This is a genomic window from Enterococcus sp. LJL99 (assembly GCF_054871725.1).
Window position 1 is genome coordinate 1 of sequence record NZ_JBTXLT010000017.1, and the last position, 25,611, is coordinate 25,611.

Annotated in this window: 24 protein-coding genes; 5 read left to right on the forward strand and 19 right to left on the reverse strand. The window is 33.2% G+C overall.

Going from position 1 to position 25,611, the window contains the following annotated elements; all coding sequences use genetic code 11:
* Positions 1-202: 202 nt before the first annotated feature.
* On the forward strand, positions 203-1,525 hold the full coding sequence (locus ACYSNW_RS16815) for a Y-family DNA polymerase (protein ID WP_461746473.1): 1,323 nt from the start codon (positions 203-205) through the stop codon (positions 1,523-1,525).
* 5 nt (positions 1,526-1,530) lie between these two features.
* Positions 1,531-1,911, forward strand: a complete 381-nt coding sequence (locus ACYSNW_RS16820; protein ID WP_461746474.1) for a hypothetical protein — start codon at positions 1,531-1,533, stop codon at positions 1,909-1,911.
* 73 nt (positions 1,912-1,984) lie between these two features.
* Here ACYSNW_RS16820 and ACYSNW_RS16825 read toward each other — a convergent pair whose 3' ends face one another.
* The gene (locus ACYSNW_RS16825) at positions 1,985-2,908 is read right to left on the reverse strand and encodes a protein kinase domain-containing protein (RefSeq protein ID WP_461746476.1); all 924 of its coding nucleotides are present in this window, start codon (positions 2,906-2,908) and stop codon (positions 1,985-1,987) included.
* 1,189 nt (positions 2,909-4,097) lie between these two features.
* Here ACYSNW_RS16825 and ACYSNW_RS16830 point away from each other — a divergent pair.
* Entirely contained in the window at positions 4,098-4,478 is a 381-nt protein-coding gene (locus ACYSNW_RS16830) for a DUF1093 domain-containing protein (RefSeq protein WP_461746478.1), read from the forward strand.
* Between the two features lie 142 nt (positions 4,479-4,620).
* On the opposite strand, the gene ACYSNW_RS16835 is transcribed toward ACYSNW_RS16830, so the two are convergent.
* Both ACYSNW_RS16835 and ACYSNW_RS16840 read right to left on the reverse strand, forming a co-directional pair.
* Positions 4,621-5,367: a LytR/AlgR family response regulator transcription factor gene (locus ACYSNW_RS16835; RefSeq protein WP_461746480.1), complete on the reverse strand. Its 747-nt coding sequence runs from the start codon at positions 5,365-5,367 to the stop codon at positions 4,621-4,623.
* A 65-nt stretch (positions 5,368-5,432) separates the two neighbouring features.
* Positions 5,433-6,803 carry a sensor histidine kinase gene (locus ACYSNW_RS16840; RefSeq protein ID WP_461746481.1) on the reverse strand — a complete coding sequence of 457 codons (1,371 nt, stop codon included), beginning with the start codon at positions 6,801-6,803 and terminating at the stop codon, positions 5,433-5,435.
* Between the two features lie 255 nt (positions 6,804-7,058).
* Here ACYSNW_RS16840 and ACYSNW_RS16845 point away from each other — a divergent pair, with 255 nt between their 5' ends.
* Complete coding sequence (locus ACYSNW_RS16845; RefSeq protein WP_461746483.1) at positions 7,059-7,910, forward strand: MurR/RpiR family transcriptional regulator; 852 nt, start codon at positions 7,059-7,061, stop codon at positions 7,908-7,910.
* Between the two features lie 147 nt (positions 7,911-8,057).
* Here the strand turns inward: ACYSNW_RS16845 and manA are convergent, their stop codons facing one another.
* From manA to licT, 10 genes are all read right to left on the reverse strand, one after another.
* On the reverse strand, positions 8,058-9,035 hold the full coding sequence (gene manA / locus ACYSNW_RS16850) for a mannose-6-phosphate isomerase, class I (RefSeq protein WP_461746485.1): 978 nt from the start codon (positions 9,033-9,035) through the stop codon (positions 8,058-8,060).
* 62 nt (positions 9,036-9,097) lie between these two features.
* A complete protein-coding gene (locus ACYSNW_RS16855; protein ID WP_461746487.1) occupies positions 9,098-10,117 on the reverse strand; it encodes a serine hydrolase domain-containing protein in 1,020 nt (339 codons plus the stop codon).
* A 322-nt stretch (positions 10,118-10,439) separates the two neighbouring features.
* On the reverse strand, positions 10,440-11,261 hold the full coding sequence (locus tag ACYSNW_RS16860) for a CppA C-terminal domain-containing protein (RefSeq protein WP_461746489.1): 822 nt from the start codon (positions 11,259-11,261) through the stop codon (positions 10,440-10,442).
* A 155-nt stretch (positions 11,262-11,416) separates the two neighbouring features.
* Positions 11,417-12,652: an ABC transporter permease gene (locus ACYSNW_RS16865; RefSeq protein WP_461746491.1), complete on the reverse strand. Its 1,236-nt coding sequence runs from the start codon at positions 12,650-12,652 to the stop codon at positions 11,417-11,419.
* Positions 12,649-13,359, reverse strand: a complete 711-nt coding sequence (locus ACYSNW_RS16870) for an ABC transporter ATP-binding protein (protein WP_461746493.1) — start codon at positions 13,357-13,359, stop codon at positions 12,649-12,651. Before ACYSNW_RS16870 ends, ACYSNW_RS16865 begins: the two co-directional genes overlap by 4 nt.
* Positions 13,360-13,372: 13 nt before the next feature.
* Complete coding sequence (locus tag ACYSNW_RS16875) at positions 13,373-14,518, reverse strand: efflux RND transporter periplasmic adaptor subunit (RefSeq protein WP_461746495.1); 1,146 nt, start codon at positions 14,516-14,518, stop codon at positions 13,373-13,375.
* Between the two features lie 319 nt (positions 14,519-14,837).
* Positions 14,838-15,407 (reverse strand): guanylate kinase, encoded by a 570-nt coding sequence (locus tag ACYSNW_RS16880; RefSeq protein WP_461746497.1) that lies wholly within the window; start codon positions 15,405-15,407, stop codon positions 14,838-14,840.
* Positions 15,408-15,548: 141 nt separating this feature from the next.
* Positions 15,549-16,988: a glycoside hydrolase family 1 protein gene (locus ACYSNW_RS16885; RefSeq protein ID WP_461746546.1), complete on the reverse strand. Its 1,440-nt coding sequence runs from the start codon at positions 16,986-16,988 to the stop codon at positions 15,549-15,551.
* Positions 16,989-17,160: 172 nt separating this feature from the next.
* On the reverse strand, positions 17,161-19,050 hold the full coding sequence (locus ACYSNW_RS16890; protein WP_461746499.1) for a beta-glucoside-specific PTS transporter subunit IIABC: 1,890 nt from the start codon (positions 19,048-19,050) through the stop codon (positions 17,161-17,163).
* A gap of 187 nt (positions 19,051-19,237) precedes the next feature.
* Positions 19,238-20,074, reverse strand: coding sequence for a BglG family transcription antiterminator LicT (licT, locus tag ACYSNW_RS16895; protein ID WP_461746500.1), 837 nt, complete (start codon positions 20,072-20,074; stop codon positions 19,238-19,240).
* A gap of 419 nt (positions 20,075-20,493) precedes the next feature.
* Here licT and ACYSNW_RS16900 point away from each other — a divergent pair, with 419 nt between their 5' ends.
* Positions 20,494-21,114, forward strand: coding sequence for an FMN-dependent NADH-azoreductase (locus ACYSNW_RS16900; RefSeq protein ID WP_461746502.1), 621 nt, complete (start codon positions 20,494-20,496; stop codon positions 21,112-21,114).
* A 117-nt stretch (positions 21,115-21,231) separates the two neighbouring features.
* Here ACYSNW_RS16900 and ACYSNW_RS16905 read toward each other — a convergent pair whose 3' ends face one another.
* From ACYSNW_RS16905 to ACYSNW_RS16930, 6 genes are all read right to left on the reverse strand, one after another.
* Positions 21,232-22,407 carry an AI-2E family transporter gene (locus ACYSNW_RS16905; protein ID WP_461746504.1) on the reverse strand — a complete coding sequence of 392 codons (1,176 nt, stop codon included), beginning with the start codon at positions 22,405-22,407 and terminating at the stop codon, positions 21,232-21,234.
* 4 nt (positions 22,408-22,411) lie between these two features.
* Positions 22,412-22,774 (reverse strand): PTS glucitol/sorbitol transporter subunit IIA, encoded by a 363-nt coding sequence (locus tag ACYSNW_RS16910; protein WP_461746506.1) that lies wholly within the window; start codon positions 22,772-22,774, stop codon positions 22,412-22,414.
* Positions 22,775-23,090: 316 nt separating this feature from the next.
* Positions 23,091-23,267, reverse strand: coding sequence for a DNA-directed RNA polymerase subunit beta (locus tag ACYSNW_RS16915; RefSeq protein ID WP_461746507.1), 177 nt, complete (start codon positions 23,265-23,267; stop codon positions 23,091-23,093).
* 13 nt (positions 23,268-23,280) lie between these two features.
* Positions 23,281-24,582 carry a UDP-N-acetylglucosamine 1-carboxyvinyltransferase gene (gene murA, locus ACYSNW_RS16920; RefSeq protein WP_461746508.1) on the reverse strand — a complete coding sequence of 434 codons (1,302 nt, stop codon included), beginning with the start codon at positions 24,580-24,582 and terminating at the stop codon, positions 23,281-23,283.
* 105 nt (positions 24,583-24,687) lie between these two features.
* Positions 24,688-24,924 carry a DUF1146 family protein gene (locus tag ACYSNW_RS16925; protein ID WP_461746509.1) on the reverse strand — a complete coding sequence of 79 codons (237 nt, stop codon included), beginning with the start codon at positions 24,922-24,924 and terminating at the stop codon, positions 24,688-24,690.
* A 266-nt stretch (positions 24,925-25,190) separates the two neighbouring features.
* On the reverse strand, positions 25,191-25,610 hold the full coding sequence (locus tag ACYSNW_RS16930) for a F0F1 ATP synthase subunit epsilon (protein WP_461746510.1): 420 nt from the start codon (positions 25,608-25,610) through the stop codon (positions 25,191-25,193).
* Position 25,611: the final 1 nt, after the last annotated feature.

A 25,611-nucleotide genomic window follows, 5' to 3' on the forward strand; every position in this document is an offset into this window, starting at 1 on the left:
GTAGTTTCTCCATTTTCATTTTGTATAGTGAATCCTTCTATTTTCCATTTTATCAAAGAATACAATTAGAAAAAAGAAGGTTTAAGAGAAGCAATTACAAATGTTGCACTTAATTAGACAATTCTAGTAGACAAACAGAACAAATGTTCGTATAATAAAATCAACTTCCGAAGATACCTTTTTAGTTTAGGAGTGATCATAAATGAAATTTGATTATACTAGAGAAAAAAAGCGCGCTATTCTTTGTATTGATGTAAAATCTTTTTATGCATCTGTAGAGTGCGTGCAACGAGGATTAGATCCACTAGAAACGATGTTAGTCGTCATGAGCCGGGCAGAAAATACTGGGGGATTAGTTTTAGCAGCTTCCCCAAAAGCCAAAGAAGTTCTTGGTATTTCTAACGTGACTCGAAAATATGATTTACCGAACCATCCCGAATTAAAAATAGTCTCACCACGAATGCAATTGTACATTGAACAAAATGCCCTGATTCAGGATATCTACCGTCAATATGTTACCGAACAAGATTTACTTATTTATTCAATCGATGAATCTTTTTTAGATGTCACAGCCAGTACAAGTTTGTTCGCTGCAACTACATATGATTTAGCCTTACAAATTCGTGATCGAATCAAAAAAGAAACCGGTCTTGTCGTTACAATCGGAATTGGGGACAACCCACTACTTGCGAAATTAGCGTTAGACATCGAAGCTAAACATGCAAATGATTTTATTAGTGAATGGCATTATGAGGATGTTCCAACGAAAGTCTGGTCGATTGAGCCCATCACTGAAATGTGGGGAATCGGTCATCGGACAGCAAAACGTTTAGATCGTTTAGGCATTCGAACCGTTTATGAGTTGGCTCAAGCGGACGATGCACTTTTGAAAGATCAGATTGGCATCATTGGGCAACAGCTTCGCGCGCATGCTTGGGGAATTGATCGTAGTAAACTTTCTGATACTTATACTCCTGCTGAAAAATCTTATGGAAATAGTCAAATTCTTCCTTATGATTATCAACAGCAACAGGCGATTGAAATTGTCATTCGAGAGATGGCAGACCAAGTAGCTGCTCGCTTAAGAAGACATCATACTCAAACACAATGCGTTAGTCTATTTATTGGGTATTCCAAAAACTACAGAGATCATATTGGTAAACGTGGCTTTCATCAACAATTAAAAATCCCTTCCACAAACAATAGCCAACAACTTATAGATTATTGTTTACTCCTCTTTAGGAAAAACTGGGCGCATCAAGATGTTCGTCATGTGGGCATTTCTTATTCCCGTTTGATTCATTCAAACAATGTTCAACTAGATCTTTTTCAAGAACCAGAAAAACAACTAAATCAAGAAAAATTGGACGTATTGATTGATGCGATTCGAAATAAGTATGGCTATACCGCACTTGTCCATGCAACTTCATTGATGCAAGGCGGAACAGCAATTGAACGGTCTTCATTAGTTGGCGGACATGCTGGCGGAATGGATGGTTTGCAAAATTATACTAAGAAAGAGTGAATACGATGGAAGAAAAACAAGAATTATTTGACCCTTATTTTTCAGATTATCAAGATCGTGGGATTCAAAAATGGAATGGGTTTTATTTATCTGAGCATACCTTTTCTATCAATCAAATAAAAAAAGAACAGGAAATCATTCCTCAAAAACAAAAAATGACCGAAAACGAAATTGGGCAATTACTTGAATTTGCTTTCAACAATCGTAAACAATTAGTTGTTCAACTTGAAATGACTGATTTAAATGGTCATTATTTTAAAGATACAATTGGATTTATTGAAGGATTTGATGAACTAGGATTGATGATTGGACAAACCAAGGTCCATTATGATGAAATTCGCAACATTGAACTTTTATCAAGTAAAAAATGGAGCGATGTTACTTAATTGATTACACAAAAAATGATCTGAATGCGGTTGAAATTACGACTATTTCCAACCGCATTCAGATCATTATTAGCTATTCAAGTTCTAGTGACCAAGCCTGCTCAAAATCAACAATCGTTTGAAAGCGCTCATTAGGATTTCGCGAAACAGCCTTCAATATACTATCATACAATCTCGGCGCAAGTAGCCAATCTTTTTTCTCTAACGGGATAAATTGTTGTTTTTCATACATTTTACCGATTAATTCAATTGGATAATTGCCAAACAAAGTAAACAGCAATGCGCCAAGAATAAATACATTCGTCCGCGTATCAATCTGAGCATTTAGTTGATATTCTTCTGGTGCTTTCATTCGGGCACTGCCCCAATAGTCAGCACCAATACTATTTTTTACGGGCATTTCTCTAAAAAAGTCAATATCACAAATTGTCAGTTCATCTTTTTCAAAATTATAAAGTAAACTACCATCATAAAAATCAACGACTACATAATTATTCGATTCCACAAACTTGAGAAAAGCGATTAACTGTTCGGCTACTTTTTCTTTTTTGCCTAGTGCCAATTGTCGAAACTTCATTTTAGGTGTTTGAACTTCAGGATGTGAATCATAATAGACAAAATTCCAATGATCGAATAAACATTTCCCTTCCACCCAATCAAAAACCAGATAAAAAAGATTCCCAAAAGATCCAGAAGAAACGAAATTAATTACCCATTCACAGGCTAAATCTTTATAAATTTTAACTGCTTTTTTCAGTGTTTTGACCGCTTCTATTGGTTCACAAACTGATTCTAATGTTTTAGCACCCGCAACTTTAATAAAATATTTCTCACCAGCAGCATTTTCAACACCAAAACTGATATTACCAGAGTCAGTTTGATCAAATACACAAAATACTTGCCCAAAATAATTTAAGAACGAAAAATCCGTCCATTCCTTCAAGCTAAATTTTACTGCATCTATTTCCATTTCAACTAAAAAATCTGTTTCATTCATTTTTCCTATCTCCTAATCATCGATTAGTCGATTAATTATTTAATGAAGTCGTTCCTCACCGACCAAGAAGAATCGCTTCAATTGTTTTTTACTCATGACATACCACTCCTTTGCTCCATTTATTGGCACTTAGCTTAGCATTAAAGAAAGGAACGCCTTAGCACCAATAGTTTAAACACATTATAACAAAATCTCACCAAACCATGTTTCTATTTTAAAAAAATTAAAATAAATCATTCTCTCCAGCCATTTAACAAATCCGCAAGATTTCAAAGGTAAAATTTACTGATTTTCATACTTTATTCACAATTACTCTTTATAGTTAAAGATGAGGTGAAAATGATGAAACCATACTTTCTTATTGTTTTGCTTTTGTTTGTTGGATTATTTATCTATTTATTGGGGTTCGTATTATTAGCAAAATACCCTGAAAAAAAATATAAAAAGTATTGGATGATTAGCTTGGTCTTCCTCGCCTCTATCCTACTCTTTTTTATTGTGTACTTATTAATTGGTTAAATAAATTATTTTTTGTCAAGAAACGAGCAAAAAATTTAACAATTCTTGAATAACAGACATAATTTTATCTTATTTTTTATTAAAATTACATTCTATAGACAAAACTATTTCAAAAAATAGGTCTATACTGATTAATAGTTAAGGCGTTTAAAAACTCTTTAACTGCTTAATCGATTCCTGTATTAAAACTCATTCTTTTAACAACACTAATCGATTAAGCAACTTTCCTGAATGACTAGTTAGAGTATTGTAACTTAGTACTAACAAAAGAGAACTTTTGCACATAGCTATTTTCATAAAAATTGATTCTTTTCGAAAAAGAAATAATTTTTTTACCTCTAGCAACTCTTTCAGGATTGCTTTTAAAAATCCTAAAAAAATAAACAAGCAATTTAAAATTAAATAACGAGTAAAAGTAAAGATAACTTTTTTTGAAAAAGCGATTTATCACAGAAGATTTGAACAACCCTTTCTGTGCTAGATGGCTTATTTATCTATTTATTCGCCTCTTCCGATTTCTTATCGTAGCTATCATTTTCTTGATTCCTTTCGTAACCTTCTATCGTCTTTCAACTTTGTTTTTCACCTTACAATAACGTTAGACAAATCAATGTTGCTATCTTTCATTTTTTGTTATGATTTCACTATCAAGTTGAAAGGAATGATTGTAATGAAAAAAATAATAGGATTAATTTTTCTAGCACTTATTGTAGTTGGAGGAATCGCAGGATATAAATATTACGCAGATACTTATAAATCGACTGTTGCTTATGCTCAAGTCCCAGCGACTGTTCCTGAAGAAGTTCAAACGAAAGATATGAATGGAAAAGATGTTGACGGTTTGCATTCTTATCATTACGATTTTACCTTTGTAAAAGAAGATGGCGAAATTCAAAAAGAATCTTATGATGTGACAGGAGAAAATCCAACGCCACTTGAGCCAAATACTTATGTTAAAGTGGAACTAAGTAAAAAAAGAGTCACTAAAGGACCTACAACGGTTTCTGAAACTTCTATTCCAAAAGATCTTTTACAAAAACTAGGCGCATAAATATAGTTTTCAGTACTTCCCCTTACCTTAGCTTTACATAATCAAATATTTCTCAACTTAATCTTATTCATCATCCCCCAAAATAGTATCTAACAAAAATGACTCGAACGTGGCATACATATGCACGATTCGAGTCTTTTTTTTAAAAACAGGTTAACGTTTCTTTTAGTATCTTTTTCATCCTTCTAGATACTAAGCAGGACTGCCCGGTTGTCAATTCTAATATATTTTGCTTCAAATTATAACGAGTGATATATGCTTGATTGACCAAAAAAGAACGATGGCTTCTAATAAAACCTGTGGAAAGGACTTCTTCCAATTTTTGCAAATTATCGACTATTTCAAGAGTTTGTGTTTTTGTATGGATAATCACCATATGACTCCGATTAGATGTTTCAATAAAAATAATTTCAGAGACTGATAAACGAATAATTTCATCGCCGAATTTTACTACTAATAGTTCTTCTTCATTCGTTAAATCAGGATTCGCTAACTCTCGTTCCATAATACTTGCTAAACAACTAGCGATTCTCTCAGTAATTTTTTCTGGTTGATCTTTAACAATATAATCCATTGCTTCTAAACGATATTTAAATGTTTCAAAAGCTAATTCTTCAAAGGTAGTAATAAAAATAATAAATCCTCGGGGATCGCGACGACGAATTTCTTTTCCCAACTCAAAACCATTCAATTTTGATCCAATAAGATTCACATCTAAAAAATAAATACTACTAGAATGATCAATCGATGCTGCTAAAAGCTCCTCACTATTTTTAGCTTTCAACTCAATCATTAACGGATGATCATAGTGATCAATCGCATGTTTAATAATACTGTTTATTTGCTCTCTGTAAATTAATTCGTCATCACAAAGATAAATTTTTTTCATTTTACCCTCCTTAAAGTAAAGTTTTTTTGAAATCGTTTTAAAATCAAAGTGCGTTAAACCATTCATTAATTTATTTGCATTTTCAAGACTTGTTGAAATTGGTTATCTGAAATAACTGTTTTATTTAAGACATTAGGATATTTGGATAGAATTTTTTGATAGCTACTCAGACCGACTCCTCGATTTTCTCCTTTTGTAGAATACCCTTCTTTTAAGAGTTTTGTCACTTCTTTCTGCTCGGTTAAATGATTTTTAACCAAAATAGTAACAGTGGAATCCTCACAATAAGCTAGAAAATAAACAGTTCTCTCTTTCGTTGCCGCCTCTTCTTCCATCGCATTATCCAACAAAATTCCTAAACAACGAACAAGGTCTTCTGTATCAATATTAAAAGTTGAAATCGAATCTAGTATTTCAACTTGAAATTTAATTTTTCGCTGTTCCATTTGTAACATTTTAGTCAATAACAAACTTTTCACTTCAATCACTTGAATATTATTTAAAAATCCTAATTGTTTGATATTGTAACTGACATTTTTATCAAAAGATAAGAACTTTTCTTCAAGTAAAGCCTGCGCTGCTTCAATGTTTCCTTCTTTCAACTGTAAATAAAAACTAGATAAAATATTTTTATAGTCGTGCTGAAAATGACGAATATCTTGCTGGATATCCTCTAAAACTTTGTTATATGATTGTTGTTGAATCAGCATCGTTTCGGTAGCTTTAAGTCTTTCTTGATATAGTCGAAGATAGCTAAGAAAGGCCAAAGTTACGCCAAAAATCAGACCAAATAGTGCATATACAGCAAATAAAAAAACAACTAAATTCATTTGCTTAAATAGGATAGTATAATAATTTAAAAAATAACCAATCAGAATACCCGTCATCGAAACCGCACTTAAAAAAGTAACCCAACTGACTGTTGTTGTTTGAAACAGATGTTGCATAATTCTTCTTCCTCGTTTACTTCGTAAAAAATGATTTAATAATAAACAAAGACAAACTTGCGTTCCGTAAGCACAAAAAGAGAGGATTAAAGTTTGTTCTAAGGTTTGTAAATCATAGAACGTCAATCCCATCTGATTCAAAACAATCATGTTCACAATATCACTAAATATCGTAAACGATAAATGCAATCCCGTTAGCAACAGACATGTACTAACAATTTTAAAAAAAAATAAATTTGATTTTCGCCAAATCATAGGACTAACAATAAACAAAATAATCAAAATAAAGGAAATTTTTTCAATTACAAAGCTTCCCAAAATAAAAACACAAAAACAATTCCACAAACAAAGAAGCCCTGCACTCAGTAAAAGTTTCCAACGTTTTGTTTTTATATCTAAAGCTGTATAAAAATTATAAAAATAAGCACAAAAAATCAACCACAATGGTAAAATATTGCTAAGATAGTAAACCATCAATTTGATTGCCATCCCTCCTCCACCTAATCATTATGCCATAACTAACTAATCAAATTCAAATGAAATTTAAACTTTTTCCATTTTAAAATAACTTAAAGATAATTAATTAAGTCTAATTGAATTGTATAAAAATAATAATAATAATAAAAAAGTTGATTCTCATATTTTGCTTCTCTGCTACTGCTATTATTTATTCTTTTCTCTCTTTTCAAAATTAGTTATAATTTAAGTTAAGCATCGTAATTTTAACAGAAAAGGACTAGAAAAATGAATTTTGCTCTGAAATTAAAGCACCTGACCAATCTAACCGCCAGCGAGCAATCGTTAGTTGACTACATTTTAGCTTCACCAGAAAAAGTAATTCGCTACTCACCAAAAGAATTGGCAGAACATTCTTTTGTGTCTATTTCAACGATATATCGTCTAATCAATAAATTAGATCTTGATGGACTGAATGATTTGAAATTAGCACTAGTCAATGATTTAAATGAACACAGCTCAATGAATATTATTGATATTGACTATCCCATTTCGTCAGAAGACAATAATTATGCTATTATGAGAAATTTAGAGTCTGTCTACGAACAAACCGTTCAGTCAACAATCGATAGTAATGCACTTGACTCTTTATCCAAAAATACAAAACTTTTATACGAAGCAAGTTCAATCGCTCTTTACACCACAGCTGCTAATATCTATTTTGCCAAAAATTTCCAGTTTCAAATGCAAGAAATCGGTCGTGATATTCTTGTGCCGGTTGATGATTACAGTCAAAACCTAACTGCAGCAAATACAACATCCAGTGATTTAGCTATTATCATTTCTTACGAGGGTAGAGGAACAAATGTTAAAAAAATAATGCAAATATTGAAAAAAAACCAATGTAAAATCATTCTAATTACGTCTAAAACAAGTCCTTTATTAAAAGAAAACGTGGATGGACTTTTTCTATTCCCGTCCCTTGAAAACCATTATAATAAGATTTCTTCGTTTTCAACAAGAACCTCTTTACTTTATTTACTTGATGCGTTTTACTTAAGTTATTTTAATCAAAATTATGACCATCATCTTGCCTATAAACTAGCAAACTATCAAAAATTAAATCCAGAATTAAGATAATGATTTTTAAATAATTAAGGTGTTTGCAAAAGCAATGTCTAAGAAAATAAGCAATAAATCACAAAAAATTAAACTGTGATTTATTGCTTATTTATTTTAACTTCCTACTTTTCTTTCGCCTAAATTCTCTAGAAAGTAAAAAACAATTTAATTTGCTTCTGAACCGGGTTCAGAAGCAATAATTGTTAAGTCTCCTTCAACACGCCATTTTTGAATATCAGACGGTAAAATAAAACTTGTTCCCATCACTAAATCATAACTTTCTGATTCAGTCGGCATTTCACCTTCAATTATTAATTTGCCTGCGCCATCAACGACTGTCGCTAATGTATAAGGTGCCCCTTTTTTCAGGTTTAAAATCCCTTTAACTTGCCATTCATAAACATTGAAAAAGGCAGTTTTCAAGTAGGTAATAACGCTTGATTGTCCTTGATTTTGTTGTTGAATAGATAACTCTGCTTTTTGTGCAGGAACCGTTGTTACATCAACTGATTGTTGGATATGCAACTCACGTGTATTCCCTGTATCATCTTTACGATCATAATCGTAAACTCGATAAGTTGTATCACTACTTTGTTGCGTTTCTAAAATCATGATGCCTTTCCCAATTGCATGGATAGTTCCACTTGGTACATAGAAAAAATCACCTTTTTTAACAGGAACTTTCTTTAATAAGTCATCCCAACGCCCAGCGTTAATCATTTCTTCTAATTCTTCACGTGTCTGAGCATTATGTCCATAAATGATACTTGCGCCTGGTTTTGAATCAATAATATACCAGCATTCTGTTTTTCCAAGCTCACCTTCGTTCGCCAACCCATAAGTGTCGTCTGGATGTACTTGAACCGATAGATCATCTTCTGCATCTAAAATCTTGGTCAATAATGGAAAAACGTCCCCAGATACATTACCAAATAATGCACGATGATTTTGCCATAAATCATCTAGTTTTTGTCCAGCAAATTCACCATTTTCAACAACACTAACCCCATTCGGATGTGCACTAATTGCCCAATCTTCTCCAATTCTATTACTTGGAAGGTCAAAACCGAATACCGTGCTAAGACGATCGCCTCCCCAAATTTTCTCTTGAAAAACAGGTTTTAAAAACAATGGTTGTGTCATAAAAAAGCTCCTCTCATCTACTATCGGCTCTCATTATACCACTAAAAAGAAAGCGATTCATCTTAATCCTCTAATTTTTCTTTCAAATATACATCAATAAGCTCATCTCTTTTTTCAATATAATCATTTCGCCGATCCTCAGGATGTACACGATTAGATAAAAATAAAAAAGCTTCCCTATTTGAAGGGTCCAACAACATAAAGGTTCCAGTATAACCAGTATGAAACAATAAGTTATTTTTAGTTTTGAGATCCGTTTTTAAATCCCATCCTAAAGAACGATGTCCTTTCCCATCAGGCGTACAGTCTTTAAGTAATTGTTGTATCGTTTCAGGGGTTAAAAAGATTTTTTCTCCTACTTTCCCCTTATTCAAATACATAAAAGTAAATTTTTCTAAATCAGTCATATTAGTAAATAATCCTGCATTTCCCGCGTGTTCAGCTAAAACAAACGCTTTTGGATCATGTGTTTGACCATAGATTAATCCTCTTGTAGGATGATTTTCGGTAGGAACAGTTGTTTCAATACTAGCAGGGAAAAAACAGCTTTCGGTCATCTCTAAAGGAGCCAAAACATATTCTTCAAAAATTTCCGTCGCATTTTTATGCAACACTTCTTCCAGCATAAAGCCTAGTAAAATCATTCCAGTATCCGTGTAAGAAACTTCTTTTCCTAACTTCTCTCCTGACTCTACTAACAAATACGCAGCACGTAGATCTTCTTTTGTTAATAAATCTCGATTTGGAATATAGCTTACAATATTTGCCGTATGAGTTAATAAATGACGAATCGTTATTCGTTCATCTTTAATTGCTGGATAGTATGTTTTAATGGGTCTATCCAAAGTTAGAATCCCTTTCTCAATCAACTGTAAGGTAACGGTTGTCGTACAAATCACTTTTGTTAATGAAGCAACATCAAATAAAAGAGAGTGTGTCATTTTTTTTGAACTTGGAAATGTTTGAGCTTCGCCCAAACAAAGACGTTCAATCAGCTTACTGGTGATAAAAGAAGCATTTACTCCAGAAAAGATATTTTCTGCTAGCAATTGTTCTATCTTAGTTTTAGTTTTTTCATACATATGAATTCAACCTCAATTTCAACCAATTTTTATAGTAGAATATGCTCTAGTATACGATAGAATCACAAAGAAAAAAATGACTTAAAAAATATTTATCTTCCCCTTAATAAACTAATTAGACTCAAAAAATAAGCCGATATTCACAAGTTAAGCTAAACATTTAGAAGAAGCCGCTCAAATAAAGAGTGTCCCTCCTACTTTTGTGAGTATCCACTTATTAACATTACCATTATTTTCCTATAATACTAAAAATCTGATAGTTAGAGAATGCCTGAAAACGATAGTGGCAAATAGTTTTCAGACACTCCCTAGTTTGCTCAGCTTACTTTCTTACAAACCACCATTCGATTCCATTCGGATCAAAAACGCTTAAAATCGTTTTTTTCTTATCTACAAAGAATTCAAGCTGGTTTTGCTCAAGATGTTTTTCTAATTTCTCGATTTCTTTGCTGTCATTCACATTTAATACGTAAAAATTAATCCCTACTGTGTGATCAGCTGCTTCGATTGAAAAATCATTTCCTAGTTCATTTAAATGAAACGTAACTTCTCCTTGATTTACAGCCAAACATTCCTCTTCATGAATCATTCCCAACATTTGTTCATAAAAAGCGACACTTGATTCTTCATTTACTACAGGTAAATAAACTTGATAAATCGTAACTTCTGGTGTCAATTGTGGTATGTCAGCTGTACTTTTCTCTGCTATTTTTTCAAGTGCTATTTTTTCTTTCAGCTTGCCTAAGGTACTGTCTTTGATTTCCTTACAAACAATATCAATTTGGTTTTCTTCTGGATCACTTAAGCAAATCATTTGGCATGTTTCATCTCGATAAAGCTCATTAATTGGATAATCCGTTTCAAAAATTCGCTTAGCAATACAAAAAAATTCTTCTTCTGTAGGAATTAACAATGAATAGCGAATAGGAATTCTCCTTTTCGGTTTTTCATCTTCAATTTTTTGTTCTAAAATAATCAATCGACTACGTTTTTTCTTTGAACCCAAAATAGATAAATTATTTTCTTCACTTTTTAACACAAAACCTAGCTGATTTTTATAAAACGCAATCAGCTCTTCCTTCTCTTCAACTTTAAGAGCAATTGATTGAATATGGGTGTCTTCAGGTAATCGAAAATTTTTCATTTGTTTCCTCCTTGATTATTTATTATTAAATTGTTCATTCCTCACCTACATTTGCTATAAACTTAATGAAACTGATTCAGCGTCGGTGATCTATTATAACAGCAAATTAGAAGCACTTGATTTTTGGCAAGTGCTTCTGCCTTGACTAACTGTTTTTAATTATAAATCGCTTTGATTGGATCCATTCTTGAAGCGCTGATTGCAGGAATAATCCCGAAAACCACACCAGTCAAGATGGACACACTTGTCGAGATAATGAAAATGGATGGTGTCATCACAGGTGTAATCTCAACAAAGGTTCCTAATACATTGGAAAGAAGATAACCTAATCCTACACCGATTAATCCACCAATCAAAGTAATAAACGCTGCTTCTAATAAAAACTGCATCAAAATCAGTCTTGGTTTTGCACCAATCGCTCTTCGGATACCAATTTCACGTTTTCGTTCCGTTACTGAGACATACATAATGTTCATAACCCCAATTCCTCCAACTAATAGAGAAATAGCAGTAACGGCCATCAAGAAAGTAGTAATCCCAGCAATAGATTGTTCTAGTTGCTTCTGCTGTTGTTGATCATAATCATCTTCTTTAAAAATCCCTTTAACATCAGGATGATTTTCATACATGATCGCAATAGCTTGTCCTAAAACAGCATTCTTATCAGAATCTTCTTTAAGCTTAAAATTAATGCCACTAATTGCTTTGGAGGTTGCTAATTTATTATATGAACTTCTTGAAACAAAGCTACTAAAGATTGTATTCCAATCCATAGCCATGGCTTCTGAATTACTTAATTCTTCATAATTGAATGGCTCTAAAATCCCAATCACTTTGTACATATAACCATTGATTGATACAGCTTTGTTAATCAACTCTGCTGGGTCATCCATTTTTAATTCAGTTTCAAAAACATTGTGATTCAAAATAACGACATCTTTGTTTCGATCACGTTCATCAAAATCACGACCATATTTGATTTTATTATTCCCTCTATTAGATGTTACCATCATTCCTGCTTTAGCACCAAAAAAATCCATCGTCAAATTCAAATTATCGCCTGAATAGCTATCACCATACTGAGGATATATCTCATCAATTCCATCAATTTCGCGCATTTTTTTCAAATCGATTTTAGAAAAAGTAAAATCGGGCTCTTCATAAATCATATAACCTGATGAACTTTCATCTTGCATCGTATAATGCAGTTTTACAACATCTGCGCTCATTGCACTAGAAGCTGAAACCACTTGTTTTTTCATACCAGCTCCTAAAGTCGATATCGTAACGACTGAAGTAATTCCAATAATAATCCCTACCATGGTTAGAAAAACACGTAATTTATGAGCTCGTAAACTTAAAAGCGTACTAATCAATAAATTAGCTATCATCGAATCACCTCTTCTTCCAAAAAGCGACCATCTTTCATATGGATAACTCTTGTTGCATATTTTTTCATATCTGCATCATGAGTAACCATTACAATCGTTTTGCCTTGCCGATTTAATTCGGAGAGTAATTCCATAATTTCCGTCCCAGTTTCACTATCTAACGCACCTGTTGGTTCATCTGCCATGATTAAAAGTGGATCATTCACTAACGAACGAGCAATAGCTACACGCTGTTGTTGCCCACCTGATAATTCATTGACTTTCGCTTTAGTCTTAGCACCTAAACCCACTAATTCTAAATATTTTTTTGCAATTTTTCTTTTTTCTTCATTGCTTTTCTTTCCTTCATAAACACAAGGTAGTTGAACATTTTGACTCACATTTAATGAATTAATTAGAAAAAATTGTTGAAAAATGAAGCCTAAGTATTCGTTTCTAAATTCTGATTTTTTATTTTCTGATAAAGTTGAAACATCTTTTTCTTTAAAAAGATAGGTTCCATCAGAAACTCGATCTAGAAAACCGATAATATTCATCAGTGTCGTCTTACCACTTCCAGATTTTCCCATGATCATGATAAATTCACCTTCATTAATAGTTAAATCCAAGGATTTCAAGACATGTAATTTTTCTTTGCCTACAGGAAAATATTTATTGATTCCTTGCATTTGGATTAGAGGGCGCTGGCTTTTTTCTACTTCCATCATTTAAGCTCCCTCCTTATTTTTCTGTTGAAGCATCTACTTGAGTTGTGTCATCAACAAGATCGCCTTCTTTAACTTCTTTTTTAGCTGAGACAATCACACGATCCGCTGATTCAAGACCAGAATTAATAATAATCATCTCTCCTTTTTCTTCTCCAGCTTGAACATCACGACGAATAATAGAGCCAAAGTCGTTTACTAAAACATACTTTTTCCCTTCTTGTTCATGAATCGCTTTTTTAGGAATCTCAATCGGTTCATTGCCACCTAAATCAATCGTCGCTTGAATATGATAGCCATTTTTGATTCCTTCCAAGCTATCTAAAGCCAACTTCACGTCATAGCTAGACATTGTTCCAGCTTCGCTAGTATTCTCCCCTTGAGTTGCTTTTGTTTCTGGCGGATTATCATTAATATAAGAAATTTTTCCTGTAACAGTCGTTCCACTAGAAATCACTGAAAGATTCGCTTTTTGATCAACAGCAATTTTCATTAAATCTTTTTCATTGACTTTACCTGCTACATATAAGCCGTCAGAAGTCAGGCTTAAAATAGGTGCATTTTCATCTTTAACCTCAGGAATAGAAACACGCCCTTTAAATTTAGCAGTCGTAGAAACATACTGTTTTTCAGCTAAATCACTGATCGTTTCATTAGAAAAGTAAATTTCTTCATCTACGCTATCAATCTCGGATTGATGTTGCTCTTCGATTGCCGCTTTCGTAGTGGTTCGTTCTTCTTCGCTCGTTTGATTGAACGTTGCTAGCGCTCGATCCCATTTATTGTAAATATTCTGTCTTTTGGTATACAGTTTATTTAAGGTATTATTTTGATTTTCAATTTCTTTTGTTATTTCTTTGTCTTCATAAGTATATAGTTCTGTCCCTGGCTCAACAATATCCCCGTTTTTCACTTTTATATTTGGTTCACTCGTCATTTTTGCATCCTTAGCAAATGACTCAGCCTGATCAGGTTGAACAATTCCGTTAATATATACCTGTTCAATATCTGGTACTTCAAAATATTCAATTCCAAAATCCTCTCCAACTGGAGCATTTTCTGCTTCAAACGTTTTGTTTCCTCCAAAAAGCTTAGATAAAACAAAAACAATGACTATCAATCCTACAACAATCCCAATAATAATTTTCAATTTCTTTTTCATTGATTTCTCCTTTTCATTCTATTCGAAATATAAATCGTACTCTATATTAATTTAACCATTATTGGATGAATGATACAAGTTACAATTCATTTTTTAATATAAAATTTTGGTTATTTTTAAAAAATACTTAAATGATATTTAACTAATTTGACTTGCTTTTATGCTAAAAATGGCGCTACGACCTTGTTTTTTTACTTCTGTAAATAGTCATTTTTTATTTCACTATTTTCAGAATATTTTTCCAATTTTAGCCAAATGATGTCTTAATTTCAGCAGATGTTTAGCTTAAGCTAAACATCCACTCCCAATATAGTATTTTTCAAAAAGATTTTATAGCGTTTCTCAGTTGCTGAGCGACAAGTTTAAATGAACTATTTGCATCAATAAACAGCGCATTAGAATAGTCTTTTAGTCGTTCTTTCACAACTATTTCTTCATCGTACATAAGCAACCGCTCAGCAATTTTTACAGCATCTGTTTCTCTATTTTTTAATCTCAAAGAAACATTTTCTCTTGATACCTCAAAATAAATAGGGATTACTTTATCACCAAAAACTTTTTCAATTGCAGCAAAACCATTAAACGTTAAGACATCATAGGCTACATGTTTCTCAGTTGCTGCTATAATATCTGCAATTGCAACACCATAGTGATAACCATTAAAAGAATCATGTTCCGCTAAAGCCTCAGCAGCTAATAAGGCAGCAAAACTTTGCTGTGTTTCAAAATAATAATCTTTTCCTTCAATTTCACCCATTCGCTTTGGTCTTGTTGTATGAGAGACTACTTTATAGGCATTTGGAAACACGGCTGCTGTAATTTCAGTTTTCCCTGAACCACTAGGTCCCATAATCACAAAGAATAAATGGTTTAATTGTTTTTTATTCATGAATAGTCCCTCCTATATTCCATTTTATTATAAATAGCTAAAAAAAATAAAGCAAAAAATCATATACTTTTATTTGTATGGATAAATAAAACCCCTGTAATAAATCAGTAAACTAATTCATTTTACAGAGGTTTTTCTATTTTATTTTAGATTTTCACCATTCGTTTCAATCACTTGTTTATACCAAGTAAATGATTTTTTCTCGTAACGATTCATCGTGCCTTGACCATTATCATCTAAATCAACATAAATGAAACCATAACGTTTACTCATTTCTCCTGTTGATGCACTGACTAAATCAATACAGCCCCAAGGAGTGTAACCTATTAAGTCTACACCATCATGTATAGCCTCGGACATCGCTTCAATATGACGACGTAAATAATCAATCCGATAATCATCTTCTACATAGAAATTAGCATCCACTTGATCAATTGCCCCTAAACCATTCTCCACAATAAACAACGGTATTTGATAACGATCATACAGTTCGTTTAGCGCAATTCTTAATCCTTCTGGATCAATTTGCCAACCCCATTCACTCGCTTCTAAAAATGGATTGCGAACACCACCCAATAGATTTCCTTCCACGGCGTCTACTTCATTCGCTGTCTCATTAATCGCTGAGGACATATAGTAACTAAAACCAATGTAATCAACTGTATGTTCTTTGATTAGCGCTAAATCTTCCGGTTCAATTTCAAGATTCGTTACATTATATTTTTCAAACATTCTTTTTTGATACGCTGGGTATTCTCCACGAACCTGAACATCTGTACAATAAAAATTAAATTCTTGATTTTGTTCTAAGGTTGCCATTTGATTGATTGGGTTCGCATCAATACTATACGTTGTTGCATAGATAATCATACAACCGATTTGAATGGCTGGATTAATTTCATGAGCGATTTTTACCGCTTTTGCACTGGCTACAAATTGGTTATGCCATGCTTGGAAAACATTTTGATAATCGCCCGCACCCGTTGCTTTCACCAAGCCTTGACTAAGTCCTGGAAAATGGAATGCCGAATTGATTTCATTAAACGTCATCCAATAATTCACTTTTTTTCCAAAACGAGTCAAAACAGTCGTTGCATACCGTTCAAAGAAGTCAATTAATTGACGGTTCTTCCAACCACCATATTCTTTCGCTAAATACAAAGGCATTTCATAATGAGAAATTGTGATTACAGGTTCAATATTATACTTCAAGCACTCATCAATGATTTGCTCATAAAACGCCAAGCCTTTTTCATTAGGCGAAAGTTCATCACCTTTAGGGAAGATTCTTGACCAAGCAATGGAAAAGCGATAGCATTTAAAGCCCATTTTTGCAAACAACGCAATATCTTCTTTAAACCGATGGTAATGATCGATTCCGCGATGATTGGGATACACATAGCTTGCTTCATCTATTTCCCAATTAAACGTATCGCTGCCAATGATTTCAAATCTTTTCTTTCCACCTGGCATTGCATCGGCAACAGATAGTCCTTTGCCATCCGTTAAATACGCACCTTCTAATTGATTCGCGGCAGTCGCGCCACCCCATAAAAAGCCCTTTGGAAAAATCGTTTTCATGTTTGTCAAATGAATCTCCTCCTATAATTTAAACTTAGAAGTTGTTTATCTCAACCTCAAGTTTTTAACCTTGAATAGAAAATGGGAAAAATTTTGGTACATACTTAAAACTCTTTGACTACATAATCGATTTGAGTTCAACAGCTCAATCATCTATGACTGTTTTCTCATTTTATCGTACTATCGCTAAAAAGTCCTCTCCATTTAAAACATCTGTTTGTTCCATATCTAATACATCTAAATAATCGCCACTATTTGTCACAACCACAGGCGTGATAACAGAATAACCAGCTTCTTTGATTTTATCGATATCAAATTTCACTAGCAAATCGCCTTTTTTCACTTGCTCACCTTGCTTCACAAACGTTTCAAACCCTACGCCATTAAGTTCTACAGTATCCATTCCAATGTGCATCAAAACTTCTACACCGTCAGTCGTTGTTAAGCCAATGGCATGTCCTGTCGGGAATAGAGTTGTTACTTCTGCATCACTTGGCGCATAAACTTCACCTTTACTAGGTTCAATTGCCACACCTTTTCCTAAAGCACCTGAAGAAAAGACTTGATCTTCTACTTTATCTAAAGAAATCACTTTTCCTTCAATAGGACTAGCTAAAATTATTTTATCACCTTTTGCAGTAGAATGGTTGGATTGACTCTTATTATCTCCACCAACGGTTTCCAAGGCTTGATCTTCTGTTGTTTCGTCAAATTTCAATACAAAGGTTAAAACAAAAGCGACTACTACAGCAATCATTGTTCCAATAAGGGCTGAAATTACACCAGACATATCTTGTGTACCACTTGGTATAAAGCTTGGTAAACTTAACAAACTAATCAAACCAAAGGTAAAGTTTTGAACATGACTAAAACCAACATATGCTCCACCAATTGCCCCACCAATACAAGCTGCGATAAATGGTTTTTTCAATGGTAACGTAACTCCGTAAACGGTTGGCTCTGTAATACCAAAAATGGAAGTAATTGAAGATGATAAAGCTAGTCCTTTCAATTTCACATCTTTTGTCATAAAGAACACGGCCATTGCTGCACCACCTTGAGCTAAAACAGCTGGTAAAAGCATCGGTGCCATTGTATCCACACCTGTACCTGAAGAAGATAGGTTTAACATGATGATTGGCACAAAGCCCCAATGCATCCCAAACATAACGAATACTTGCCATAAACCACCCATAACTGCACCAGCAATAATTGGGCTTAGTGCATAAATAAAGTTGTATCCTTCTCCTAACCAGTTACCAATTACTGTACCGATAGGACCAATTGCGATAAATGTAACAGGAGCCATTACTAAAAAGATTCCTAGAGGCACACAAATGATTTGTAAGAAAGACGGAATAATTTTTTTAAAGAATCGTTCAACATAACTTTGAACATATACCGCTAAAATAATTGGAATAACGGAAGAAGTATAAGCACTAGCACCAATAATTACTGGAATTCCTAGAAAATCCATTGGTTGACCAGCCGCCGCTGTTATACTTGGATAGACTAGAGCCATTGCCAAACAAACGGCTAAATATTGATTTGTCTTGAATTTTTTTGCCGCAGTAAAAGCTAGCATAATCGGCAAATATGTGAAAATTCCATCTGCAATTGCAAACAAAATAGTATAGAAGCCACTTTCAGGATTCACCCAATTGAACGCTGTAGCCATCGTTAAAAATCCTTTTAAAACCCCAGCTCCTGCCATCGCTCCTAAAAATGGTGTAAAAATAGATGAAATAATATCGATTAATTGATTTAAGACACTGCCTTTTTTCCCTTCATTTGATGAAGCTTCATTTTCGCCTAAATTACTATGAGCCATTAATTCTTTATAAACATCACTAACATGACTCCCTATGACTACTTGATATTGTCCGCCACTGCGAACAACTTGGATTACATCTGGGTCTTGATTTAATTTCTGAGTATTTGCTTTTTCTTCATCTTTCAAATTGAAACGCAATCTTGTCGCACAATGTACCACACTATTGACATTTCCTTCCCCACCAACAAGCGTTAATACGCGTTCTGCTATTTCTTGATTTTTACTCATTTTTATTTCTCCTTTGCTATTTTTTTATATAAAAAAACCTAAATTGAAAAAACAGTGATTTACTATTTCAAAAAAATAGAAAATCGTTTGTTTTTTCAATCTAGGTTTTGCCTGCTTGACCAGTAACAATCCACTACGATCAAAGATTTTAAGATAGATAATGATAATAGTTTAGAATAATAGCACGTTATTTATCCCCAATGACTCGTTGAATATGAATCGTCAAATAAATTTGTTCTGCTTCATCAATTGGTTTGTTATACGTTTTTACTAAATAGTCATTAATTCGTTGAACAGAATTAAAGGCCTTCGGATACTTACTTTGAATCAATTCATACAAGAAAACATCTTCTTCATCATGTGATTCGTTCTGTAAATAGCGTTGAGCAAAATATTGTAAATGAGTCACAATTCTTTGATAATTCAACGCTTCTTCATCAAATGGTTTCCCAAAAAAGCGACTGATGATTGTTAAGACATCACGAACAATTTCCGTTGCAGCCATTGTTACTTCCATATTACCATTTGCTTGTTCACTATTTACGATATGAAATGCAATAAATCCGGCTTCACTTTCCGCAAAATCAATCGAAAAAGTTTCTTTAATTAGTTCCAATGCTTTTTTGGCAACTGCAAATTCTTTAGGATAAAACTTTTTTGTTTCAAAAACTAACGGATTTGGCATGACTAACCCTTCTTTTGAACGCTCAATCGCATAATGAATATGGTCGGTCAAAGTCAAATAAATATTGGGTGATAATTCTGTAGCTAAGTCTCTTTCGGCCATATCAATAATCTTTTTGATTACTTCAACTTCCTCGATTGGGATATCAGCAAACAATTGCTGAAATTGCCCTGATGCAACAGAATCTTTTAGAATAAACTCTTTTTCTATAAAAGCAGGATCAATAGGATCGCCAACTTTTTTCTTAAAAGCTAAACCTCGACCCATACAAACAATTTCGTCGCCAGTTTCATTTTTAGCTGTCACTACATTATTGTTTAAAATCTTTTCAATAATCATATACAACCCCACTTTTTACAAATAAAAAAAACCTAGATTCCACCTATCTATTCTATGATGGCTAATCTTGGTTTTGCCTGCCGAACAGTAACAATCCTTATTTCTAGTTCATCATAACATCATTTTTATTTCTTTGCAACCCTTTCCAAATATTTCTCTTTTTTTCTTGCTGCTCCCTTATTACTTGTTGTCCTTTAGAACCAAAATTCTTTCGATTTTCAAGCTTCAACTGGTAATCAAACTAAATCCATCACCAACTAAAAATCATCTATTTAATTTATATAGTTAATCCATTCAATTATTTTATTCTATATACTTGTTAACTATTTTTCCAACAAGCAAATAACTTGATTCCCTTACTTTTTATTAGTAAAATAACCTTCGTTACATTAATTTAATTTTTTAAAGGGGACTAGAATATGTCAAAATTATTAGTTATCAAGGGACACCCACTTACAAAAGAAGAATCTCGTTCTATAAATGCATTAGAAACTTTTTTAGAAAGCTATCAAACACAAAATCCAAACGATGAAATTACTTTTCTAGATTTATATACTGATTTTATTCCTGAAATCGATGAAGAACTTCTTTCTGGTTGGAATGCACTAAGAGCTGGTACTGAATTTACTGATTTAAATGAAAGTCAACAAAATAAAATTGCCCGTTTCAATGAATTAACAGAGCAATTCTTAGCTACTGATAAAGTGGTTATTGCAAATGCGCTTTGGAATTTAAACGTCCCAACACGTTTGAAAGCTTGGATTGATACAATCAATGTTGCTGGAAAAACATTTGCCTATACTGAAGAAGGACCAAAAGGTTTGACTGAAAATAAAAAAGCATTACACATTCAATCAAATGGTGGTTTTTATGAAGGGCAAGATTTTGCTTCACAATACATTAAAGGTATTTTGAACTTCATTGGCGTTTCTGAAGTTGAACAATTATTTATTGAAGGTATTGATCATCAACCAGAAAAAGCAGAAGAATTGTTAGCAATTGCTGCTAATAAAGCAACTCTTTTAGGTCAAACATTCTAATACTCCTTAAACACAAAAAAAGAGTAGTCGATAAACAGATTTTCTGATTATTGTCTACTCTTTTTTGGTATCTTACATTTAGCTATAACTTCAATTAAGAGAACAATAGTGATTGTCTTACGAATCGCTCTCAACTTCCTGTTCTTCCTCTTCATCATAATAAAGTTTGGATACTTCTTTATACCATTCAAAGAAATGCGTAATCACGACTTTTAAGGCTGCATAAACAGGGATCCCTAAAATCACACCTACAATTCCAAAAAGCTTCCCAGAAGTAAGTAAAACAACTAAAATCGTCACAGGATGAATAGATAATTGATTCCCTAAAACTAAAGGTGAAATAAAACGACCTTCCAGGGTTTGCTCAATCACAAAAACAATCACAACCTTAATAAGTAACACAGGACCTCCAACAATTCCTAGAAAAACAGCTGGAATCATCGCTAAAAACGAACCCAAATATGGAATTAAATTTAAAATGCCTGCTGTAATTCCTAATGTTACTGCATAATCTAAGCCAATAATTGAAAAACCAATAATGAACATTATCGCAACTGCAAAAGCAACAGTCAACTGCCCACGAATATAAGAAGACACTTGATCGTTTACTTCACTAAGAACTTGTAAAGTTGGTTTTCTCATTTTGTTCGGTAAAAATTTCATCAAATAGGACGGTAATTTTTTGCCGTCTTTTAATAAGTAGAACAGAATAAATGGCATAGTAATAAGTGCCACTACGACTGTAGCAATAGCTCCAAAAAAGCTACCTAATCCTTGGAAAGTAAATGTAGAAACATTTTTTAAAATATCGCCAATCGAATTTTCAACTTTTGTCCCTGCGCTCTCTAATTGAACTCGTATCTGAGAAAATGATGGATTAGCTAAAATTTCATTTGTTTTTTCTTTCACCGTTTCAACATATTGAGGAAAATTATCTGTAAAACTAATGGTTTGTTCTTGAATTTTAGGGACAATCACAACAATTCCCCAAACAATCAAAGCAACAACTAAAATAAACAAGCCAATAATACTCCAAATTCTATGAATATTTCGTTTTTCAAAATAATCAACGATCGGATTCATTAAATAATAAAAAATTCCAGCCATTATTATTGGTAACCCTACCACTCCTAAAAATTGCCAAAGTGGTTTAAATAGATAGGCTACTTTTGTAAAAACCAATAAAATCAACAAGGACAATAACACAATCAAAAGAACAGTTACGATTTTGTTATTTAAAAACCAGCGCCAAAACCAAGAAGCTGATTTCTCTTTTCTATTTTTTTGATCCATTTAATCACACTCCATGCGAGATATATTCGATTGTCGTTCCTTCCTCTACTGTAGGTAAGTCGAAAGGTGAAAGATATAAACCATTTGCAATAGGATCCTCTTTTGGTACTTCACTGAATACTAAAGTAACATGGGAGATACTACTTAAATTACTATTAGCAAAAGAACCAACATGGCTGATTGTATATTCTTTTTCACCAATCCTTAATTGATCATTTTCTTTTATCGCTAATGTTTCTTCCGCTTCAAATTTTTGAATAACAGAATACTCTTTCAATGCCTCCGTTGCATTTTCACCAAAAAGAATAATTAATGGTTCTTTCCCATCCAATGCATGTTGCCCAACCTCTGTAACTATCGCTCTCATTAATGTTCGCATCCCTTCGTTTAAATCAATTATTATTATAACATAGAAAACAAGCTAAAAAACAAAGGGAGCTGCTCAACAACTTCTTTGATTTTTAGCTTGTTCAGAGTAGTTAAATCCAAAATCGACTGACCTACCATCACTATTGGTATCTCTTGATTTTTTCTTTAAGCTTCTCTTTAATTTTTCAATAAAGTATAATTCCTATAAAATCGCTATAATTGAACCAATACCGGTAAATCAAATGCGATTTTAGGCGTTCAGCAATAAAGAATTTGACCATCTTCAATTATAGAAAATGTTCTACTTCTTTTAATTATTTAAAAAATTCCATAATATGAGCCCAAATGTCTTCCTTAAATACATCTTTTGCATTTCCTCCACCGACAACTCCGTAACCAATCATCGTACCAGCTACAAATAAGATAATCACTAAAGAAATCACAACTAAAATTTTTAATAAAGTCACTATAATATAGCGTGTCGAACTCATCTTATATCCCCTTCTAACTAACGCTAGACGCTGTCTTTTCTGTTATTTCGTTCGTTTCTTCCGTACGTTCTACTTTAGCACCTAATTTTTGAAGTTTTTTATGGAACTCATAGTAGCCACGATCTAGATATTCTAAATGAGAAACACGAGTTACTCCATTTGCTCTTAGGCCAATTAAAATCAAGGCTGCCGCTGCTCGTAAATCGGTTGCAGCTACTTCAGCACCTTGTAAAGTTCGTCCACCGTTAATAATTGCTACATTCCCGTCAATTTGAACCTCAGCGTCCATGTTGCGCATTTCATCTAAATGCTGGAAACGATTTTCAAAAACCGTTTCTGTAACGATACTCGTGCCTTCTGCTACCATTTGCATAGCAGTAATCTGCGCTTGCATATCGGTTGGAAATCCTGGATGAGGCATTGTTTTAACATCTGTCGGTTTAATTACTTTAGGTCCAATCACTCGAAGTCCATCACGTTCTTCACGGATAATTGCACCCATTTCAGTCAGTTTAGAAATCAACGGACGATTATGTTCAGAGATTGCTTCTTCGATTAAAACATTCCCTTGAGTCATTGCCGCAGCGACCATAAAGGTTCCAGCTTCAATTCGATCTTGAACAATCGAATGTTCTACTGCATGTAATTTATCGACTCCTTCAATACGCATTGTTTCAGTTCCAGCACCGACAATATGAGCGCCCATTTTGTTAAGCACATTCGCTAAATCAACAATTTCAGGTTCTCTAGCTACATTTTCAATTATTGTTGTTCCTTTGGCTTTAACAGCGGCCATCATAATATTTTGAGTAGCTCCAACACTTGGGAAATCTAAATAAATAGTATTTCCAATTAATTCATCTGCAATAGCTTCGATGTAGCCATTTTTTTGAATGATTTTAGCCCCTAAGGCTTGGAACCCTTTCAAATGTAAATCGATTGGGCGTTTTCCGATAGCACAGCCACCTGGCATAGCTACTTTTGCATGACCATTACGAGCCAAAAGTGGCCCCATAACAACGATTGATGCTCTCATTTTACTAACATATTCATAATTCGCTTCAACATCCAATGGTTGTGTTGCATCTATTATTACTTGATTTTTATCTTGGTTAAACTCAACTGTTGTGTTTAAGTGTTTAATTACTTGATTCATTGTAAATACATCTGATAGAATAGGTACATTTTTTAATGTAGTGATTCCTTCTTCAGCTAAAAGACTTGCTGCTAAAATAGGTAAAACCGCATTTTTTGCCCCTTCAATTTTTACAGTTCCTTCTAAATGGTTGCCACCATGAACAATAATTTGTTCCATTATGTTCCCTCCAAAAATAGAGTAGGATATTTATCTATCCAAAATCTTTTCCATTATACCATTATTTAGCAACAATTAGTATCTTTTCTTCTTTTTTTCTTTATTTTAAGGAAAAAGCCCGATAAATAGGTTTCGACAAAGAGCTAAAAATTCTAAGAAAAACGAACTAACGGTAAAACCAATTACAATTGAAAAGAAGACCAATAATAATCTAACTTGGCGATTATGGTGCATTTTAAAAAATTGATCTAATCGAATGGATTGTAGTGTCCAAAATGTTGCATAAATAAATAATAAGTGAGAGACAATTCGTACCATTGCATCCACTCCATAAAATTGCATCATATTTTCTCCTTTTATTCTTTTAACAATAGTTTAACATAAATAGAGGCTGAGATAGAAGTATGAATACTTAAAAAGAATTCCCTAATACTAGCATGGATATCCATACTAAAAGTCTTTTTTGAAGATTACTAGATTATTCTAAAAAAAAACAACTTTTATCCTAGACTCTATTTATGTGGTTATTCTATGATTTAGAAATAGGCCGAATGACTTATTCAAGTTTTTGAATAAAGTTTCGACCTATTTTTACTTAATATTTTATGTTATGTGTGTTTAGAAACGTTGATTCGATTGATTGCTCTATGCAACGCAACAGTTGCTCTTCGAAGTTCGTCACTATTTGCATTTTCTTTCGCTTTTTCAATCATACGCTCTGCGCGAATTTTTGCTCGTTCAGCACGTGAAACATCAATATCTCGTTCACGCTCCGCACTATCGGCAATAATTGATACAACATTATCACGAACTTCCATTATTCCTCCGTTAACTGCAATCCAGTCAACATGAGTATCAGAATCTGTCCGTTTCACACGAACTTCATCAATAGCCAGAGGAACAATGATTGGTGCATGTTTAGGCAAAATCCCAATCTCACCATCAGTTGTTTTTGCAACAAGGATTGTGGCATGATGATCATACATCAAACCATCCGGAGTTACCACGTTTACTGTTAAAGCATCCATG